General features: G+C 41.9%; 22 protein-coding genes and 2 riboswitches. Of the genes, 3 read left to right on the top strand and 19 right to left on the bottom strand.

Going from position 1 to position 19,563, the window contains the following annotated elements; translation table 11 throughout:
- Nucleotides 1–112: 112 nt before the first annotated feature.
- From UFB30_RS07750 to UFB30_RS07820, 15 genes are all read right to left on the bottom strand, one after another.
- Nucleotides 113–526 (bottom strand): Asp23/Gls24 family envelope stress response protein, encoded by a 414-nt coding sequence (locus UFB30_RS07750; RefSeq protein ID WP_322421112.1) that lies wholly within the window; start codon nucleotides 524–526, stop codon nucleotides 113–115.
- Nucleotides 527–538: 12 nt separating this feature from the next.
- Nucleotides 539–1,900 carry an acetyl-CoA carboxylase biotin carboxylase subunit gene (accC, locus tag UFB30_RS07755; RefSeq protein WP_322421113.1) on the bottom strand — a complete coding sequence of 454 codons (1,362 nt, stop codon included), beginning with the start codon at nucleotides 1,898–1,900 and terminating at the stop codon, nucleotides 539–541.
- Nucleotides 1,901–1,916: 16 nt separating this feature from the next.
- Nucleotides 1,917–2,414 carry an acetyl-CoA carboxylase biotin carboxyl carrier protein gene (gene accB / locus UFB30_RS07760; RefSeq protein WP_322421114.1) on the bottom strand — a complete coding sequence of 166 codons (498 nt, stop codon included), beginning with the start codon at nucleotides 2,412–2,414 and terminating at the stop codon, nucleotides 1,917–1,919.
- 203 nt (nucleotides 2,415–2,617) lie between these two features.
- Nucleotides 2,618–3,163, bottom strand: a complete 546-nt coding sequence (locus UFB30_RS07765) for a SpoIIIAH-like family protein (protein WP_322421115.1) — start codon at nucleotides 3,161–3,163, stop codon at nucleotides 2,618–2,620.
- A gap of 12 nt (nucleotides 3,164–3,175) precedes the next feature.
- Nucleotides 3,176–3,739 (bottom strand): SpoIIIAG-related protein, encoded by a 564-nt coding sequence (locus UFB30_RS07770; RefSeq protein ID WP_322421116.1) that lies wholly within the window; start codon nucleotides 3,737–3,739, stop codon nucleotides 3,176–3,178.
- Nucleotides 3,740–3,752: 13 nt separating this feature from the next.
- Nucleotides 3,753–4,232, bottom strand: coding sequence for a stage III sporulation protein AF (locus UFB30_RS07775; protein WP_322421117.1), 480 nt, complete (start codon nucleotides 4,230–4,232; stop codon nucleotides 3,753–3,755).
- A gap of 19 nt (nucleotides 4,233–4,251) precedes the next feature.
- Nucleotides 4,252–5,355 carry a stage III sporulation protein AE gene (locus UFB30_RS07780; protein ID WP_322421118.1) on the bottom strand — a complete coding sequence of 368 codons (1,104 nt, stop codon included), beginning with the start codon at nucleotides 5,353–5,355 and terminating at the stop codon, nucleotides 4,252–4,254.
- Nucleotides 5,356–5,769, bottom strand: coding sequence for a stage III sporulation AC/AD family protein (locus tag UFB30_RS07785; RefSeq protein WP_322421119.1), 414 nt, complete (start codon nucleotides 5,767–5,769; stop codon nucleotides 5,356–5,358).
- A gap of 9 nt (nucleotides 5,770–5,778) precedes the next feature.
- Nucleotides 5,779–5,985, bottom strand: a complete 207-nt coding sequence (gene spoIIIAC, locus UFB30_RS07790) for a stage III sporulation protein AC (RefSeq protein WP_322421120.1) — start codon at nucleotides 5,983–5,985, stop codon at nucleotides 5,779–5,781.
- Between the two features lie 18 nt (nucleotides 5,986–6,003).
- On the bottom strand, nucleotides 6,004–6,510 hold the full coding sequence (locus UFB30_RS07795; protein WP_322421121.1) for a stage III sporulation protein AB: 507 nt from the start codon (nucleotides 6,508–6,510) through the stop codon (nucleotides 6,004–6,006).
- Nucleotides 6,507–7,379 carry an ATPase, T2SS/T4P/T4SS family gene (locus tag UFB30_RS07800; RefSeq protein ID WP_322421122.1) on the bottom strand — a complete coding sequence of 291 codons (873 nt, stop codon included), beginning with the start codon at nucleotides 7,377–7,379 and terminating at the stop codon, nucleotides 6,507–6,509. The genes UFB30_RS07795 and UFB30_RS07800 overlap by 4 nt, the downstream gene beginning before the upstream one ends.
- Before the next feature lie 212 nt (nucleotides 7,380–7,591).
- Nucleotides 7,592–8,152: an elongation factor P gene (efp, locus tag UFB30_RS07805; RefSeq protein ID WP_039809623.1), complete on the bottom strand. Its 561-nt coding sequence runs from the start codon at nucleotides 8,150–8,152 to the stop codon at nucleotides 7,592–7,594.
- 101 nt (nucleotides 8,153–8,253) lie between these two features.
- The gene (locus UFB30_RS07810; RefSeq protein ID WP_322421123.1) at nucleotides 8,254–9,312 is read right to left on the bottom strand and encodes a M24 family metallopeptidase; all 1,059 of its coding nucleotides are present in this window, start codon (nucleotides 9,310–9,312) and stop codon (nucleotides 8,254–8,256) included.
- The gene (gene aroQ, locus UFB30_RS07815; RefSeq protein WP_322421124.1) at nucleotides 9,305–9,757 is read right to left on the bottom strand and encodes a type II 3-dehydroquinate dehydratase; all 453 of its coding nucleotides are present in this window, start codon (nucleotides 9,755–9,757) and stop codon (nucleotides 9,305–9,307) included. Before aroQ ends, UFB30_RS07810 begins: the two co-directional genes overlap by 8 nt.
- Before the next feature lie 60 nt (nucleotides 9,758–9,817).
- A complete protein-coding gene (locus UFB30_RS07820; RefSeq protein ID WP_322421125.1) occupies nucleotides 9,818–10,279 on the bottom strand; it encodes a YqhR family membrane protein in 462 nt (153 codons plus the stop codon).
- A gap of 171 nt (nucleotides 10,280–10,450) precedes the next feature.
- Here UFB30_RS07820 and UFB30_RS07825 point away from each other — a divergent pair, with 171 nt between their 5' ends.
- Together UFB30_RS07825 and UFB30_RS07830 are read left to right on the top strand one after the other, a co-directional pair.
- A complete protein-coding gene (locus tag UFB30_RS07825) occupies nucleotides 10,451–11,395 on the top strand; it encodes a DUF1385 domain-containing protein (RefSeq protein WP_322421126.1) in 945 nt (314 codons plus the stop codon).
- A gap of 35 nt (nucleotides 11,396–11,430) precedes the next feature.
- Nucleotides 11,431–11,811 (top strand): SA1362 family protein, encoded by a 381-nt coding sequence (locus UFB30_RS07830; RefSeq protein ID WP_322421127.1) that lies wholly within the window; start codon nucleotides 11,431–11,433, stop codon nucleotides 11,809–11,811.
- A 75-nt stretch (nucleotides 11,812–11,886) separates the two neighbouring features.
- On the opposite strand, the gene UFB30_RS07835 is transcribed toward UFB30_RS07830, so the two are convergent.
- A complete protein-coding gene (locus UFB30_RS07835; protein ID WP_322421128.1) occupies nucleotides 11,887–14,430 on the bottom strand; it encodes a vitamin B12-dependent ribonucleotide reductase in 2,544 nt (847 codons plus the stop codon).
- Nucleotides 14,431–14,820: 390 nt separating this feature from the next.
- Here UFB30_RS07835 and UFB30_RS07840 point away from each other — a divergent pair, with 390 nt between their 5' ends.
- The gene (locus tag UFB30_RS07840) at nucleotides 14,821–15,201 is read left to right on the top strand and encodes a rhodanese-like domain-containing protein (protein WP_039809640.1); all 381 of its coding nucleotides are present in this window, start codon (nucleotides 14,821–14,823) and stop codon (nucleotides 15,199–15,201) included.
- 62 nt (nucleotides 15,202–15,263) lie between these two features.
- On the opposite strand, the gene gcvPB is transcribed toward UFB30_RS07840, so the two are convergent.
- From gcvPB to gcvT, 3 genes are read right to left on the bottom strand one after another with little or no spacing between them, the layout of a single operon-like run.
- Nucleotides 15,264–16,739 carry an aminomethyl-transferring glycine dehydrogenase subunit GcvPB gene (gene gcvPB, locus UFB30_RS07845; RefSeq protein ID WP_322421129.1) on the bottom strand — a complete coding sequence of 492 codons (1,476 nt, stop codon included), beginning with the start codon at nucleotides 16,737–16,739 and terminating at the stop codon, nucleotides 15,264–15,266.
- On the bottom strand, nucleotides 16,732–18,075 hold the full coding sequence (gene gcvPA, locus UFB30_RS07850; protein WP_322421130.1) for an aminomethyl-transferring glycine dehydrogenase subunit GcvPA: 1,344 nt from the start codon (nucleotides 18,073–18,075) through the stop codon (nucleotides 16,732–16,734). The genes gcvPB and gcvPA overlap by 8 nt, the downstream gene beginning before the upstream one ends.
- Nucleotides 18,076–18,095: 20 nt before the next feature.
- The gene (gene gcvT / locus UFB30_RS07855; protein WP_322421131.1) at nucleotides 18,096–19,193 is read right to left on the bottom strand and encodes a glycine cleavage system aminomethyltransferase GcvT; all 1,098 of its coding nucleotides are present in this window, start codon (nucleotides 19,191–19,193) and stop codon (nucleotides 18,096–18,098) included.
- Between the two features lie 70 nt (nucleotides 19,194–19,263).
- Nucleotides 19,264–19,343: riboswitch (glycine riboswitch) on the bottom strand.
- Between the two features lie 3 nt (nucleotides 19,344–19,346).
- Nucleotides 19,347–19,438: riboswitch (glycine riboswitch) on the bottom strand.
- Nucleotides 19,439–19,563: the final 125 nt, after the last annotated feature.

A 19,563-nucleotide genomic window follows, 5' to 3' on the forward strand; every position in this document is an offset into this window, starting at 1 on the left:
AAATGAGGCTTCCTACTAACTGAACATAGCATGAAATATAAAATTCAGTTCAGGTATGCGCTTTCATTGCGCATAAAAAAGACAACAGCATTTTCAGCTGTTGTCTTTTTGGTTATTCTTTATCATCATCGTCAGCTTTTGCTGATTCAAACTGTATACCGACTACGTGAATATTTACTTCGTCTGCCTCTAGTGCAGTCATATTCAGCAGTGTCTGGCGGATATTATCCTGAAGCTTTTGCGCAACCTCAGGGATCGCTGCACCAAATTTCACTGTGCAGTAAACGTCCAGTGTAATCCCTTCTTCACCAAGCTCCACTTTAATGCCCTTACCATGATTTTTTTTACCCAGTCTTTCTGCTACGCCTGATGCAAAATTGCCTCTCATTTGAGCAATTCCATCGACCTCAGATGCAGCAATACCTGCGATTACTTCAATCACTTCAGGAGCAATTTCGACTTTACCGAGCTGGTTGTGCGCAATACTGCTCATTTGCAGTAAATGATTTTCGTTTTCAGCAGTCATATGATCCCCCTCTTAATCAGCCTTTTTTGTCATGATATCATACTTCTCAAGAAATTTCGTATTGAAGTCTCCACCTGTAAATACATCATGGTTTAACAGCTTTAAATGGAATGGAATCGTTGTATGGACGCCCTCAATCACGAATTCAGACAGTGCACGCTTCATTTTTGCAATTGCCTCTTCACGCGTGTCCCCATAAGTAATCACTTTAGCAATCATAGAATCATAATATGGCGGGATCTCATAACCTGTGTATGCAGCGGAATCAATTCTGACACCAGGACCACCCGGCGGAAGATACATTGTGATTTTTCCTGCTGAAGGCATAAAGTTCTTTTCAGGGTTTTCTGCATTAATTCTGCATTCCATTGACCATCCGGAAAAAGTGACTTCTTCCTGCGAAATGCTCAGCTTCTCACCGGATGCAACTTTGATCTGCTCTTTAATCAGATCAACACCTGTCACCATTTCAGTTACCGGATGCTCTACCTGAATTCTCGTGTTCATTTCCATAAAATAAAATGATTTTTCATTATGATCATAGATGAACTCAACTGTTCCTGCTCCAGTGTAACCGACTGCTTCAGCAGCTTTAACAGCAGCATCACCCATTTGCTCACGAACGTCCTGGTCAAGAGCAGGAGATGGTGTTTCTTCAAGAAGCTTTTGAAGTCTTCTCTGAATCGTGCAATCACGCTCGCCAAGGTGAATGGTCTGTCCGTGTGTATCAGCCATGACCTGAATTTCAACGTGGCGGAAGTCTTCTATGAACTTCTCTATGTAGACGCCTGGATTACCGAATGCAGCTTCAGCTTCACGCTGCGTATTTCTGATCCCTTTTTCAAGGTCCTCTTTACTGTGTGCCACGCGGATACCTTTTCCGCCGCCCCCTGCAGTCGCTTTGATAATAACAGGGTAGCCCATATCTTCAGCCAGCGCCAGGCCATCTTCAACAGAAGCAACAATGCCTTTTGAACCGGGAACAACCGGTACGCCTGCTTCTCTCATTGTTTCACGCGCTACATCTTTTGTCCCCATCTTTGAAATCGCTTCAGGACTCGGACCGATAAAGGTAACATTACAATCTCTGCAAAGTTCAGCAAAGTCAACGTTCTCTGCAAGGAACCCGTATCCAGGGTGAATCGCATCAGCACCTGTCAATTTTGCTGCAGAAATTACATTTGTAAAGTTCAAATAACTGTCTTTTGAAAGTTTTGGACCAATACAGACAGCTTCATCTGCAAGCTGAACGTGCAGTGCTTCTTTATCTGCTTCAGAATACACAGCGACCGTTTCAATATTCATTTCTTTACATGCACGAATGATCCGTACTGCAATTTCTCCTCTATTGGCAATCAATACTTTTTTTATCATACGTCTTCTCTCCTAACTACTTTTTAACAAGAAACAGAGGCTGTCCGTATTCTACAAGCTGGCCATTTTCAACGAGGATTTTCACAATTTCCCCTTCAGTTTCAGCTTCAATTTCATTAAATAACTTCATTGCTTCAACAATGCATACAGTTGAATCCGCTGTTACTTTTGATCCTACCTTTACGAATGCTTCTGCATCCGGTGAAGATGCTTCATAGAAAGTACCTACCATAGGTGATTTGATTTCAGTCGTATTTTCAAGATCTGCTGCAGGCTCCGGTTTTGTTTCCTGTACCGGTTCCGGTTGTTTTTCTGCCGGAGCAGGTGCTTTTACTTCTTCAGCCTGTTTAACAGCCGGTTCAGCAGACTGTACAGGTTCAGCCGGTTCAGCAGCTGTTCTTTTTGATTGTTTTCTTAGTTTAAGCTTTTCGCCATCCTGTTCATATGTAAATTCATCAATTGAGGACTGGTCGATTAGTTTAATAATTTCTCTGATCTCTTGTACTTTTAACATTTTTTTACACTCCCTGATCATCATATTAATTAGCAGCAGCTGCTATTATCATACGCTAATACTTAACCAAAATTCAAGACAGCCCTGAAAAGGACTAATAAAACGCTTTCATAAAACTGATTGTAACACATTTGATTAGCGCTGCATGAATAAAAAAGCCCTTGAAGCCTCCAAACTGGAGCTTCAAGGGCTTTTTGTAAAATTTATTCAGCCGGCTCAAACATGACAGAAACAAATGTGTTTTCTCCCATTTCCCGGCGTCCAAGCTGAACCAGCTCATTGGCTGCTTCTTTGGAATGTTCCTGATCAATGGATTTTACGGTGATGAGAACTCTCTCTTCATCTGTTCTGACAAGTGCATCTTCATAACCCATTGCCCTGATCATTGTTTCAATTAATTTTTCCTTGGATTCAAGTCTGTTCAACTCTTCCATTGCCTCATAGGCCTCATCTTTTTCAGCCGCTGAAAAGTCGGCAGACGCCACTTTAGATGTTAATTGTTCCTTTAAAGCGCTTCTCTCATCCTGAACTTCCATTCTTAATACATTGAAAAGATCCTCCGGTGAAGACTCTGTCGCTACATCCACTTCATCCTCAAATACCCATTCCTCACCATTTTCAGTGCTGACAACTTCTGAATCTTCATATGTAACAGCAGTCTGAGAAGTCGGTGACATCACATAATATACTGACAGAACTACCACAAGACCAATCATTGTCAGTAACCAGACGGTTTGTTTTTTCAGCATTCGCTCATCCCCTTAATCATATGGTATGACAGCCACTCTGTGCGTAGAAACATCCAGCGCTTTAGAGACTGCCTCAATAATCCGTTTTTTAACACCTGCTGACTCTGAACCTTCAGCTGCAATTAAAACCCCTGAAACCGGGGGCTTCTCAACATACTTTAGTACCGGTTCACCATTTAACGAAGCTTGTCCGAAAACAACTTCTGAAGTTGTTGATTTTCTTCCTGATACCGACTGCTGGTTATCTCTTTGTTCTTCTCCGCTGTCCTGCTGAATGGATTCATTCCGTTCATAGATCAATCTCTCTCCGCTGCCGAGTGTAATCATGACATCGACTTTAGAAGTGCCGAGAGACTTTTTCAGGAGCGTAGAGATTTTCTTTTCAAGCTGCCGCTCAAGGTCTGATATTTCTGCACTTGACCTTCCCGGGTCTTCTTCAACCAGGTCAGGTTTTTGGGGTTCTTTCCCCTGAGTAATGATGAATACGCCTATGATTAGCAGCAATATAATGATTGGAATTTTTTTTTGAAAGGTTGGATCTCTTGAAGAAAAAATGGTTTCTTTGATTTTTTTCATTCTGTCCTCCGGGTTATTCAGAAATCATCACGTTTGCCTCAGGGATCTCAAGCAGTCTTGCAACCTGAAAGGATATTTTTTCACGGTCCCCCTTATCTTCTGGATTGATAGTCAGCATTACCCTGAACTCATCATTCTGGCTGATAATTTGAAGTGACTGGATTTCACAGCGGCACGTCTCTTCAACCAGCGGATGCAGGCTTTGTTCACTTTGTTCTAATATGTATGCAGTCTGACCCGCAGACATGCTTTCAATTACTGCTTCACCGCTGATTTTTTCTTCCATCACCCATTTCTCAATCCGGTCCGGAAAAGAGATCGTAAAAGACTCTGCGTCATTGATCAGGTGCCTGACAGGGTTCATAAACCAGAATAAAAATATGAGTCCTGCAGTAAACCGGATAAAAGGTCTCCACGCATCTGTCGGCGTAAGAATATCAGCGACTAGCACCATCAGGATGAGTACAGCCAACCCTGCCGCCCATTCTGTCATGAACTGGATGTCAATCACCTCAACGTATCATGATTGGAATATTACTGATAAACATCACAACAATAATAGAAATGAAAAAAATACAGCTTGTCAGCAACAGTGCTGCAGCCAGGTGAAACATTCCCTTACTGGCTGCATCTACAGCCTCTGTCAGTCTGCTTCCTGCCACAGGCTCCATTACCACAGCGGCTAGGCGGTACATCACTGCAATGACCAGCATTTTAATAGCAGGAAAGAGTATGAGCAGCATTAAAATAAACCCGCCCGCAGCGCCGATCATATTTTTCGCAAGCATGGATGATGTCATAACAAGATCAGCTGTATCTGAAACGACTTTGCCGACAAAAGGCAGCATTGTCCCTGCGAGTGTCTTCACAGATTTTGCAGCCACACCATCAGCAGCTGCAGCAGCCGATGTCTGGATTGAAAGAATCGAAACTGACGCCACCGCCGTGACACCCAGAATCCATAACCCGGTCTGTCTGCATAAGGCAGCCACTTTGCCCATACTGTAACGGTCTGTCAGACAATTCAGCTGATCAAAAAAGATTGAGAAAATAAATAATGGTACAATGACTGATTTCATCAATGCCGTAATGACATACACCATTGCCAGCAGTATTGGAAAAGAAGCAGCTGATGTCGCAGGACCACCTGAAAGTGTGATCGAAGCAATATATAAAGGCAGTAATCCATTTAAAAAAGAAGCTGTGACCTGAAGCGATTCAAAAATGACTTCCAAAAAGAGCTGAATGCTTGAAGTAATCGTAATTAGTACAAGCCCCATCAGAATAAGCGGACTGACCGCAGCTACATTACTGCCGTTAAATGACTGCTCGATCACATGTATAAAAGAACTTAAGAGTAATAAAAGAATTAACCAGAATATTAAATGCAGATGGTCAGTTATCTGTACCATCGTATAGCTGATCAGCCCCTGTACCCACCCCCATACGCCTTCATCAAAATTAAACACTGCATCCCAAATTGAACCATCACCAGTTGAAGGAAGAAAATCTCCGTAGCTTTCAGTGATCTCTGTCCAGTAACTTGTCCATGCAGAATGATCCTGTTCTTCAAGCTGACTTTTGATCAGTTTATCAACTTCCTGATGTTCATTCATTTAGCGCCTTCCTTGCAGCATATTATCAGGCAACAATTGGAATATCTGTTCCATGAGTTCTATAAAAACCGGAAAAGCGATGGTTAAAATCAGCAGTTTGCCTGTCCATTCAATCACCATGGCTAAAAGAGGCTGTTCAAGCTGCTTGACAAGGTGAATACAGATTTCTGACACAAATGCGATCACGAGAACTTTTAACAATACAAGCGAATACTGCTGAAGCCCGGGTACATATCCTGTTATTTGAGTGAGCATGAGTGATGCTTCTTTTATCCTCGTGATCAGCTCGTTCACAAGGTACACACTGCCACAGAATGCAAGCATCATGGCAATGTGCGGCGATCTTTCTTTTAACAGTAATGCTAAAAAACCGATCACAAAGCAAATACCGGCTGTAACGAGTAACTCTTCCATCACAGCTCCTTATTCATAAAACATAAGGATTGATCTGACTGCTTCAAAAAAATCGCCAAGTGCCTGAATAACAATATAAAGCACATACATCGCCCCAAAAAATGCAAGCCACTGGGCATAATCTTTTTTCCCGGCCTGTTCCAGTACTGTGTACAAAAATGCAACTGCAAGTCCAATTCCGGCAATTTTAAAAAGCGTTTCCCCATCTATATACACCCGCGATCTCTCCTGGTTTCAAATAAGCAGCAGAACTGCGATCAATCCGGTCATAAATCCAATGGTCCTGTAGATTTTCACAAACTTACTTTCAAACTCGAGCGCTTCTTCATACCTCGTCTGGATACCCGCGATAATAAACGAAAGTTCTTTTTCGACTGAATCAATATGAATGTTTCTGAATGCATCACTGATTTTTACCAGCCAGTTCAGATCCTCTTTTTTTAAGCAGTTAAATGACTGATGATTAATCACGGTCTGTTTCCAGGCATGATGAAACGGTGAGGTGGCCAGTTCAGCTTCGACCTGCTTAAAGAAATCTGTCAGTAATGAAGATGTTTGACATTGTACGCTGATCATTTCAGTAATAGACGTCCTGCGGTCAGCTACTTCCCTTTCCATCCATTTACTGAAGCGGAGACATTCCAGCAGAAGCTTTCTTCTTTTAATTAATAATGACGCTCTTCTCATGCCCTCTAATGTGAAACTCAGAATAATACAAACTGCACCGAATGAATAAGTCATCCGGCATCAATTTTGTAATTCAGTCCTGTGCATCTGATCAAATACAAATCATCCCTGGCTAAAAGAGAAGACAGTTCCTTTTTTTCTCTTAATTCTTCTGCTGTGTCAGCGTGAGCAGTAACCATCATCTTAATTCCTGCAGATATGACCTCCTCTACTGCTAAGGCATCAGCAACGCCACCGATTTCATCAACTGCGATGGTGTCAGGAGACATTGATCTCAGCATCATTTTCATTCCGCGGGTTTTAGGACACTTGTCCAGGACGTCAATGTTCTGTCCGAAAGTCAGCTGTGGAATCCCTTTGTAACAGGCTGCGATTTCTGAGCGCTCATCAATTAATGATACAGTTTTGGATGGTATGGACTGATATCCTTCTGATACAAAACGGACAGCATCCCTGATAAAGGTTGTCTTACCGCTCCCTGGCGGTCCATAAATTAATATGTGGGGCCATTTTTTTTGATTCCGCTGCCACAGGTCAATCATCAATTCATTCGAACATCCTACAAATTCACGGGCAATACGGATTGAAAATGATGTAATATACTTAAACGTCGGGATCTGGTTTAAGCTTTCAGTCATCTCCCCGGCTACGCCAATCCGGTGTCCGCCTTTAACGGTTATAAATCCTTCTGACAGCTCTTTTGCAATTGAATAAACTGAATGATCGGAAACTCTCTCAAGGAGACTGTGACAATCTTCATCAGTTGGACTATAACGGAGCGTTCTCTGACCTGCTTTAGTTTTTAACACGACTTGTCTGCCCTTTCTGATCCTGATTTCATTGACAGATTCTATCTCGGGACCGGCTGATTCAATGATTGCCTCTGTTAAACGATCCGGAAGGAATGAGAATATCGTATGCATGAAGGTCTCCTTCGTGTTTTACGACTATCATATTGAGCCGGGAGGGACTTTATGCGGAATAAAAATGAGGATTGAACGATTATATTACTTTCCTAACCGTTTCGCTGCACTAAAATTGCATTATAAAATTCATTTTTATGAAACTGTATAATTTGCCTCACGGGTTGCGCAATAAAAAAACTGCCCTTTTTAAAAGGGCAGTCTGTTTATGATTATTGTACGCGGGATACATAAGTTCCATCTGTTGTATTGATGACCAGCTTATCTCCTTCATTGACAAAGAAAGGAACGTTTACAGTTAAACCTGTTTCAACTGTTGCAGGCTTAGATCCGCCGCTTGACGTATCACCTTTGATACCCGGCTCTGTTTCAGTCACTTCAAGTTCTACCGTATTAGGCAGCTCAAGACCTAACGTCTCAGCCTGATACATCATGATCTGTACTTCCATATTTTCTTTCAGGAATTTTAATTCATATTCGATCTGTGCAGCTGGAAGTTCGATTTGTTCATAGGATTCATTATCCATGAATACATGCATATCTCCATTTGCATAAAGGTACTGCATACGCTTGTTATCAATCTGTGCTTTCGCAACCTTTTCCCCTGCTCTGAATGTTTTTTCCTGTACCGCTCCTGTACGCAGGTTACGCAGTTTTGAGCGTACGAATGCAGCACCCTTACCCGGCTTTACGTGCTGGAAGTCCATGACTCTCCAGATACCGCCATCTACTTCTATTGTTAGACCTGTTTTAAAATCATTCACTGAAATCATTTGTATTCCTCCGTTTTCTTGGAAATGTCTCTGATTACCGCTAGTAATTGTATAGACTTTTCGGTAAAAAGTAAACGTTAATTTATGTGATCCTACATATTTTAAAGGATAATCAGATCTTTTGTCGAGTGAGTCAATGTTTCATTGCCATTTTCAGTAATGACTGTGTCATCTTCAATTCTGACTCCTCCGATTCCCGGAAGGTAGATCCCCGGTTCAACCGTCACAACCATATTTGTTTCCAGTTTTGTTTCTGAACGGAACGACAAGCCTGGTCCTTCGTGTACTTCCATACCGAGTCCGTGACCGAGTGAATGTCCAAAATAATCCCCGTATCCTTTAGATGCGATATAGTCACGCGCAATGGCGTCAGCCTCTTTACCAGTCAGTCCCGGTTTAATTTCATCCATTGCTTTTAACTGTGCATCAAGCGTTACCTGATAAATTTCCTTCAGTTTTTCATCCGGCTCACCAACCGCTAAAGTTCTTGTCATATCAGATGCATACCCTTTGTGCAGCGCACCGTAATCGAGTGTGACAAAGTCGCCTTTTTCAATCGTTTTATTGCTTGCCACACCGTGCGGAAGTGCAGAACGCACACCGCTTGCCACAATAATATCAAATGATGAGGAGACTGCCCCTGCATTTCTCATAAAGAACTCAAGTTCATTTGATACTTCAATTTCTGTTCTGCCTGGCTGAATGAAATCAAGAATATGCTTGAATGCTGCGTCAGCAATGTCAGCTGCTTCTTTTATAATCTTAATTTCATCCGGTGATTTAATTAATCTCAGTTTTTCAACAGTACCTGATAGCGGGATCAGCTCTGCTTTGATGTGCTCTTCATATTGTTTATATGTACTTAATACAAGATGGTCTGATTCAATCCCCAGCTTTTTAATGCTGAGTTTTTCACACTGATCAGCAATTTCTTTAGTTATTGGCGCTTTGTGAGTGACAACTTCATAGCCCTCAGCCTGTTTCTCCGCCTGTTCTGTATATCTGAAGTCCGTGATAAATACAGCTTTATCTGCTGAAATTAACACTGCTCCCGCAGATCCTGTAAAGTTTGTCATGTACCTGCGATTATAAGGACTCGTAATCAGTATACCGTCAGCTTTACCGGCAATCTCTTTTCTTAACTTTTCAATTTTACTCATGATCATTCCCCTTTGTATGTTTGATAAGAGCATTTAAAGCCATTTCGTATCCATAAACGCCGAATCCGGCAATTTGCCCAATCGCTTCAGCTGCAATCATTGACTGATGGCGAAAAGGCTCGCGCGCATGGATATTTGATAAATGAACCTCTACTACAGGTACCGAGATCGATGCCACAGCGTCTCTTAAGGCGATGCTTGTATGTGTATAGGCCGCGGGGTTAAAAACCACACCTTTAAAATGCTGATCTTCCGCATCATGCAGCGCTTCAATTAATTCGCCTTCATGATTCGACTGTCTGGCAATCAAAGCAAACCCCTGCTTTTCAGCGATTGATATCAGCTTGTTTTCAATTGATTCAAGTGTATCAGTCCCATAGATCTCAGGCTCTCTTTTACCCAGCCTGTTCAGATTTGGGCCGTTCAGCATTAAAATCCTCTCCACAGCAGTTCACTCCTCTACCTTTTACTTCGTCACACAAATAAATTGTAACACAACTACCCTTCATTTTTCCGGCTGATTCACTTTATAAGGTTCTTCATAAGAAATTGAATATCCCGTAAACAGACCATATAAAATAAACAGTGAAAAAAGGGATACAATTGTCCTTGTTTTAAGTACTGCAGGATCAATACGCCATTCAAAAAACCAGCCTGCGAGCAGCAGTGCCCCGAGTACAAATAAACCTGACAGTATACCCGGAAAAACGGTATGACTGTTTTTAAACAGCACATAATAAATGAGTGCCCAAAGCACTGAACAGCAAAGTATAATCACGAAAAAAATTATTTCACTGAGCCAGCCTTTTTGAAAATCAGCAGCAATGAAAGAAAAACCCGGTTTTAACAGCTCTTTTTCAATAAAATGAAAAAACACATAAATACGGTACAGGCTATAGAAAAGAAAAGCACCGGCGATTGAAGTGTAGATGGCTAACGGGATTCTTTTAATTGTAGGAAACTCCATATTAACCGCTCCTTTTTTATCACCCATTATGCCACTGAATTAAATACGTTATTCCATGCGTCCGATAGTAGAAGATTGACTGATTTTTTAGTAAACTGGTATTACCTACTCATAATCAGCTGGAGCTGAATGACTGAAAACTAGGAATGTAAGGAATAGGCTGGTGTAAAAATGAAAAATCAAAAACCCGCATATGGCGGACAGGCTGTAATGGAGGGTGTCATGTTTGGCGGTAAACGGCACACCGTTACTGCAATTAGGAGAAAAGATGATTCAATAGAATATTTCGATCTCCCAAGAAAACAGAACCCTACTTTTCAGAAACTGAAAAAAGTTCCTTTCTTAAGAGGAATTATTGCATTGATCGAAGCAAGCGCAAATGGAACACAGCACCTGAATTTCTCAAGTGAAAGATATGATGTACTACCTGAAGAAGATGAAAAAGTACAGCAGGAACAAAAATCTTCCAAGCTCGAAATGGTATTCGGTATCGCCGCAATTGGTGTTCTATCCTTCTTGTTCGGGAAATTTGTCTTTACTTTAATTCCTGTTTTCCTTGCAGAACTTTTTCGTTTTGCTGTACCGGGGGATGTTGGACAGGTCATGCTTGAGAGTGTATTCAAAGTGATTTTGCTGCTGGCATACATTTACTTTATATCACTGACCCCTTTGATTAAAAGAGTGTTTCAATATCACGGGGCTGAGCATAAAGTAATCAACGCTTATGAGAACAACTTACCGTTAACTGTGGAAAATGTGCAGTCCCAATCAAGACTTCATTACCGCTGTGGTTCAAGTTTTATTTTGTTCACTGTTATTGTCGGGATGTTTGTTTATTTGCTGGTACCGACTGAACCTTTAACCGCACGGATCTTAAACCGGATTGCGCTGATACCTGTTGTACTTGGTATTTCCTTTGAGGTACTTCAGATCACTAACAAGGTTCGTGATATCCCTGTATTGAAATTCCTTGGTTACCCGGGGCTCTGGCTTCAGTTACTGACAACAAAAGAACCGAAAGATGACCAGGTCGAAGTAGCGATCGCTTCATTCAATAAGATGCTTGAAATGGAAGAAGAGGCTGAAAAAGGTTTAAAAAAAGCTGCACTTGTCTAAACTAATAAAAAGGTTTGCTGCGGGAGGTGGCTGCATTGAATGTTAAAAATATCGTTTTCTATGCCGTTATTGGTCTTGGAGCGCTTGGATTAATATCAATGATTTTATTTGAACCCGGTTCACTGCTCAGAACGATCCTGACTTACGCACTGCTCGCCGCTGCGATTTATGGTATTTACCGCTTTGTGATTTCACGCAGAGGCAATAGTCAGGAAAACAATGCATATAAGAAAGCTGTCCGTCAGTCTAAAAAGAAATATCAGCCTGCTAAACAGGCAAAATCTTCAAAGGTCAGAAAGATTCAGCCCGCTCAAAGAAAACCGGCCAAAAAAGCCAGTGCAGCCAGATTGAATGGGCCGAAGCTGACTGTGATTGAAGGCAAAAAAGGTAAAAAGAAAAAGCGCATGACACTTTAAGCACCTGAGCAATCAGGTGTTTTTATTTTTAACAACAATTTAGGCCCGGACATTGTCCGGGCCTAAATCAATACATTACAATCCGCATTTCAACTGTGCGTTACAGTTTGTACATGTGTTACAGCCGCCGATCTCCTTAACTGTTCCTTTACGGCAGACAGGGCATGTATTCCCTATTTCTGAACCGATTGTGACGTTTGTTGAGCGCAGATCCTGAATCGTATCAATCAACACAACATTCTGCTTTTCTCTCGGCTTTTCTTCTTTGTTTTCCTCAGCCTTTAATGTCAGCACCTGGCTGTCACGGCTTCCGTCAACATATACTGTTCCGCCTTTTGCTCCACCACGGTACAGTCTCTCATATACGCTTTCAACCTGTTCAACTGAATAGCCTTTTGGCGCATTTACAGTTTTGGAAATTGAACTGTCAATCCATCTCTGAATGACACACTGGGTATCAGCATGTGCTTCAGGTGCAAGCTCCATTGCTGTTACGAAGAATGAAGGCAGCTCATCTTCTTCAGTTTTATTATTCAATTCAAGATATTCTTTAACAATATCCGCTTTTACTTCAATAAATTTACCAAGGCGGCCACTTCTGTAATATGTGTAAGAGAAGTAAGGTTCAAGACCGGTTGCAACACCAACCATTGTACCCGTACTGCCTGTTGGCGCGACAGTCAGTAAGTGTGAATTACGGATGCCGCTTTCAAGAATCGCCTGTCTTACATGTTCAGGCATTTTTTTCATATAGCCTGAATGAATAAATGCTTCTCTCAGACGCTTCGTCTCTTCCTCTGTTTCACCTTCAAGGAACGGGAATGAACCACGCTCTTTTGACAGTTCAACTGACGTTTCATAAGCAGTTACTGCGATTGTTTCAAATATTTGATCTACTAATTGATTTCCCTCTTCTGAACCGTATTCTTTTTCACAATAAATCAGAAGATCTGCAAGACCCATTACACCAAGACCTACACGACGCTCCCCAAGCGCCTGTTTCTTATTCTCTTCAAGAAAATAAGGTGTAGCATCAATGACGTTGTCCTGCATTCTTACACCTGTTGCAACTGTTTCTCTCAGCTTGTCAAAACGCACTGTTTTGTTTTTCTTATCTGCAAACTCTGCAAGGTTAACAGCAGCAAGGTTACAGACGGAAAATGGTGCAAGTGGTTGTTCTCCACACGGATTTGTAGCTACAACCTGCTGGCCGTATGCTTTTGCATTTGTCATGTCGTTCGCATTATCAATAAAGAAAATGCCTGGCTCTGCAGAATAAGTTGCACAGATATTGATCAGGTTCCAAAGCTCTTTTGCCTTGATTGTGCGATATGTTCTGACTTTATTGCCCTGTGCTTCCCACTTCCGCACATCCCCGATTTCATGCCACTCTGAATTATAACGGGCCATTTCTTCTTTAGAGTACGCTTCTACATGCGGGAATCTCAGTGCATAGTCCTGATCCTCATCCACAGCTTTCATAAAGTCATCCGTCAGACAGACAGAAATATTTGCACCAGTCAGGAATTCCGGGTTGTGAACGGAGTAGTTACCGCCTTCTGCAAGTTTCTGCTTCGCGTCATCAATAATTTCCTGATTAAATCCACCATAGCCTTCAATACTTTCGTAGTTGACTATGCTTTGGTACATCGCAGCTTCCTGCTCAGTCAGCGGCGTGAACTTAAGCTTTTCCTGTGCAATTTTCTTAATAAAGTCGTCGTTTGTTGTTTCAAGCAGGAATCTCAAAATTCTTGGATTCTGCATTTTAGAAATAATAAATTCAATAATATCGGGGTGCCAATCTGAGAGCATAATCATTTGTGCACCACGTCTTGAACCACCCTGTTCAACAAGATGAGTCAGCTTTGCAATATCATCAAGCCATGATACAGAACCTGATGATTTACCATTTACACCTCTTGCAAGCGTATTTCTTGGTCTCAGTGTAGAACCGTTTGTTCCAACGCCGCCGCCGCGGCTCATGATCTCCATGACCTGCTTACGGTGATCTGATATACCTTCTCTTGAGTCCTGTATAAACGGCATTACGTAACAGTTGAAGAACGTCACATCCGTTTTTGCACCTGCTCCGTATAATACGCGGCCGGCCGGTACAAATCGCATACTTGAAAGTTCCTGATAAAATTTTTCAGTCCATTCTTTCTGCAAATCAGCTGTTTTTTCGACAGATGCAAGGCCTGTGGCATTTCTGCGTGCAATCTGCTCATAGTAAACTTCAAGCGGCTTTTCGATGACATCAAGTGATCTCACAACAATGCCTGATTCAATTTCTTTTGGTGTATCCAGTGAATTTTTGAACTCATCTTCCACCTGTACTGAAGCGACACCTTTTTCCCAGTCAATTTCTTTGATAAAGCCAAGACCGCGTGCCGGAAATTTGGGATCTTCCCTGATCGTCAATACGACAAAATCCCCTTCACTTAATGTTTTCTTTTCAGTGTCCTTGAACGCATAACGGTCGAGCATAACAAGCCTTGATACACCTTTATGCGTCAAAGTCATGTCTTCTGTGATCGGATGAACCACCTCGAACGACTGAATGTCCTCATTTAGTTTTTCTTTATTTAATGCTGGCGCTGAAGCTGATACCTGGGCCACTTCCATTTCCCCTTTCGACATATATCTTTAATAAACAGCACGTTAAGAACTTAACTACTGTATGTATTACCAATAATATAAACCCTCAAACCAAAAAACACAACATATTGTGTTCGGGTTTTTTAAACCCATACAATATATAGTTTTTTGTGTCAATTACAAAATCTTTGTCAAATCCAATAAACAGAGAAAAACAGACAAATGGTTAGAGAATTTAAGAAAACATATTGGAAATTTGTCATTTTGAAATGATTTCATACTTGTTCTTTTTCATCAAGTAATGTCCATGAACTTGTCAAAAACTGCTCACAAAACTGATAATTTTCTTTGAACTTATGAGAGCCGGCTACTATAATAAAGAATAGTGTGAGATAGAAAGGGGTTAAAAACTTGGAGTCATTATATGTACTGATCATTGTGCTTGCTGCAATCATTCTTTATTCAGTTTTCACTTACTTCAGACAGAAAAAAATTCTGAAGACATTAACTGAAGAAGAATTCAAGGCAGGTTACCGTAAAGCACAGCTGATCGATGTCCGTGAGCAGAAAGAATATGACGGGGGTCATATTTTAGGAGCAAGAAATATTCCATTGTCACAATTGAAAATGCGACTTGGCGAAATCCGCGCTGATAAGCCGGTTTATATTTACTGCCAGAATGGAATGAGAAGCGGCCGTGCAGCACAGCTGTTACACAAAAAAGGCGTAAAAGACCTTTATCAGCTGCAGGGTGGATTTAAAAAGTGGACAGGTAAAATTAAGCGTAAATAAGCATACAGTGTTTACTCGAAAAGAGAAAGGCCTCCTGATCAGATCAGGAGGCTCTTCTTATTTTAAACTTCTACCGGTTCTTTTTTCATATATCTGAGAACCGGCTTACGTGCTGCCTGTGTCTCATCAAGACGGCTGATTACAGTCGTATGCGGTGCTTCCTGAACAATTTCAGGGTTTTCTTCCGCTTCTTTTGCAATCTGGATCATGGCTTCAATAAATGAATCAAGTGTTTCTTTTGATTCAGTTTCAGTCGGCTCAATCATCATACATTCCTCAACGTTAATCGGGAAATAGATAGTTGGCGGATGGAACCCGAAGTCAAGCAGTCTCTTTGCAATATCCAGCGTACGGACACCAAGCTTTTTCTGACGCTTTCCACTGATAACGAATTCGTGCTTACAATGTCTGTCATAAGGCAGATCAAAATACTCAGCCAGTCTTCTCATCATATAGTTTGCATTAATGACCGCATTTTCACTTACTGCCTTTAACCCATCAGGACCCATCGTTCTGATATACGTATATGCACGTACGTTGATGCCGAAGTTACCGTAGTAAGGTTTTACACGGCCGATTGAATCCGGGCGGTTATAGTCAAATGTATAGCCTTCTTCAGTTTTAACAAGGACAGGCTTTGGCAGGTATGGAATCAAATCCTTTTTCACGCCAACCGGACCTGAGCCTGGACCACCACCGCCGTGAGGACCGGTGAATGTTTTATGAAGATTTAAGTGAACAACATCAAAGCCCATATCTCCAGGACGTGCTTTAGCAAGAACAGCATTCAGGTTTGCACCATCATAATACAGCTTTCCGCCGGCATCATGAATGATAGAAGCCATTTCAAGAATATCTTCTTCGAAAAGACCGAGTGTATTCGGATTCGTCAGCATCAGTGCAGCTGTCTGATCATCCACTACCCTCTTTAAGTCTTCAAGGTCAACAAGACCGTTTTCATTTGACTTAACTGTGACCGTTTCAAAGCCTGCAACTGTCGCAGAAGCCGGATTCGTCCCGTGTGCAGAGTCCGGTACAATGACTTTTGTACGGTTAAAATCACCATTTGCCTCGTGGAAAGCTCTGATCATCATCAGGCCGGTCCACTCTCCGTGTGCACCTGCAGCAGGCTGAAGTGTCACTTCATCCATACCGGTAATCTCTACAAGATGCTCCTGCAGGTCATACATCATTTCCATTGCGCCCTGTACTGTACTTTCATCCTGAAGCGGGTGAATATGGGCAAACCCTGCATAACGCGCAACCGCTTCATTTACTTTCGGGTTATATTTCATTGTACAGCTGCCAAGCGGGTAAAATCCTGAATCTACACCGTGATTACGCTTAGACAGTGCTGTATAATGACGCATAATATCAAGTTCTGATACTTCCGGCAGCTCAGGTGCTTCCTTTCGCGCAAAACCCTCAGGCAGCAGTCCCTCAATGTTTGATTCCGGCACATCAAGCTCAGGCAGGCTGTAACCGATTCTTCCTTCACGTGACAATTCAAAAATTAGCGGCTGGTTTTCATTACGCATATTGTTTCAGCTCCTCTGCCAATTGATCAATTTCTTCTTTAGTTCTCTGTTCCGTCACTGCAATGAGCATCTGATTCTGACGGTTGTCAAAGTCTCTTCCAAGATCATATCCGCCAATGATGTTTTTCTCCATCAGGGCTTTATTGACTTCTGATACCGGCTGTTTAAGCTCCACAACAAATTCATTGAATGTATATCCACCGTTTACAACGCTCAAGCCGGCTGCCTGAAGCTGCTTCTTTGCGTATGCAGCTTTCTGCAGGTTCTGGTGTGCAATTTCTTTAATCCCCTGCTTGCCGAGAGCTGTCATCGTAACAGAGGAAGCTAATGCATTCAGGGCCTGGTTAGAACAGATATTTGAAGTTGCTTTGTCTCTTCTGATATGCTGCTCGCGTGCCTGAAGTGTCAATACATATCCGCGCTGACCTTCTTCATCATTTGTTTCACCGACAAGACGTCCTGGTACTTTTCGCATGAGCTTTTTGGTCACTGCAAAATAGCCGCAGTGCGGACCGCCGAATGACTGTGGAAGACCGAATGGCTGTGCGTCACCAACAACAATGTCTGCACCAAAATCGCCTGGCGGTGTCAGCGCACCAAGTGACAGAGGATTGGAAGATACAACAAACATTGCTTTTTGCCCGTGTGCTAATTCCTCAATCTGATCGAGTCTTTCGATCTGTCCGAAGAAGTTCGGGTACTGTACCATGACTGCAGCGATCTCATCGGACATTAAACCTTTTAATGCATCAAGATCCGTTGCGCCATCTTTTTCAGGGACTGTTACGACTTCAATATGCTGACCGGCTGCATATGTTTCAAGAACCGCTTTTGATTCAGGATGAACGGCTCCTGATACGAGCACTTTCTTCCGCTTAGTCTGACCGGCTGATAGCATTGCAGCTTCAGCAAACGATGTGCCTCCGTCATACATTGAGGAGTTTGCAACGTCCATTCCTGTGAGTTCTGCAATCATCGTCTGGAATTCAAAAATGGCCTGTAATTCGCCCTGTGAAATTTCAGGCTGATAAGGTGTATAAGCTGTATAAAATTCTGATCTTGATATTACGTGGTCCATGATTACCGGTGAATAGTGGTCGTATACACCTGCTCCAAGAAAAGACGTATTCTTCTGTGTATCGGCATTCTTCCCAGCCAGCTGCGCAAGCTCTTTCATCAGCGCTGATTCTGTCTTTGCCGGCTTAATATTCAGTTCCCCTTTAAAACGTACCTTTTCAGGAATATCCTCAAAAAGTTCCTCCACAGATGAAACGCCAATTGTTTTCAGCATATCCTTCTGATCCTGTTCAGTCATTGGTAAGTAACGATGCTTCATAATTGCTGCTCCCTTCTCATTTACCTTTTATAAAATGGAGATTTTACAACTTCGGCTTTTAACTTCTTTTTTCTGACTTCTACATATACTTCCTGACCGAGTGATGCAAATTCTTTTTTAATCAGGACGTAGCCTACATTCTTACCTAATGTCGGAGATTGTGTACCTGTTGTCACAAATCCGATTTCCGTATCATCTGCAAACACTTTATAACCGTGACGCGGAATCCCTTTATCAATCATTTCAATCCCTACTAATTTGCGCGGAGCTCCGTTAGTCTTCTGCTCTTTTAGTACTTTCTGTCCGATAAAAGCGGTTTCTTTATCCGGTTTCACGGCAAAACCGATTCCTGCTTCGATTGGAGAAATGTCAGCTGTGAGCTCCTGGCCGTATAAAGCAAGCTTTGCTTCAAATCTGAGCGTGTCACGTGCGCCTAATCCACATGGCAGCAAGCCGTCTTCTTTCCCTGCTTCTAATAATTCTTTCCATAGCTTACCTGCATCTTCAGGATTGCAATAGATCTCAAAACCATCTTCACCTGTATAGCCGGTTCTCGATACCAGCGCTTGGGACCCGTTAACCATTACATCATCCTTAAATTTAAAAAATGTGATTGCACTCAGATCTTGTTCAGTCAGTTTTTGAAGGATCCCTTCTGCCTTTGGTCCCTGGATCGCAATTTGCGCAACCTGATCTGAAAAATTTTCAACTTCTACATTCTCAATTTTATGCTGCTGCAGCCATTCCACATCTTTTTCAATATTTGATGCGTTAATCACCAGCAGATAATCGTTGTCACTTTTTTTATAAACGAGCAGGTCATCTACAGTGCCGCCATTTTCATAACACATAGCTGTATATTGTGCCTGGCCGTCCTTAATTTTACTAACATCATTTGTCATCATTTTCTGAAGGTAAGCAAGACTGTCTGATCCTGTTACTTTAACTTCTCCCATGTGGGAAACATCGAATAAACCTGCATTGTTTCTTACAGCATGGTGCTCCTCTTTGATACTTGAAAACTGTACCGGCAGCGCCCATCCTCCAAAGTCAATTACTTTACCTCCAAACTCTTTGTAAATCTCAAAGAGCGGGGTTTTTTTCAGCGTTTCATTCATCAGGCTTTCCTCCTCTTACTGGTCCAAATACATACAAAAAAGGACAGGGATACCCCTTTTAAAAACGGGTCCCTGTCCTTTTCACCTGAAAGTTTTACCTTGCGGCTTTCCTCTTTGGTGGTTTCAATTAATTAGAAACACTCTCCAGAGTTGCGTCCGGCAGAAGTCTTTTTGCCTGAGAGATTCACGGTTCAGCTTGCTCCTTCGGCGCTCTTAAAAATAAGAGTCTCTCCCTCTGCTTTCATTCGCTTATATTTGTTTAATAAATGGACACAATAACAAATAGTGTATTCTCTTCTGTCTTACATCTCTTAAAATCATCTTTATCGTACCATCATCTTTCTTTAACAACAATCATTAATTGCAATGA

This window comes from Jeotgalibacillus haloalkalitolerans (assembly GCF_034427455.1).
Classification (GTDB): domain Bacteria; phylum Bacillota; class Bacilli; order Bacillales; family Jeotgalibacillaceae; genus Jeotgalibacillus; species Jeotgalibacillus haloalkalitolerans.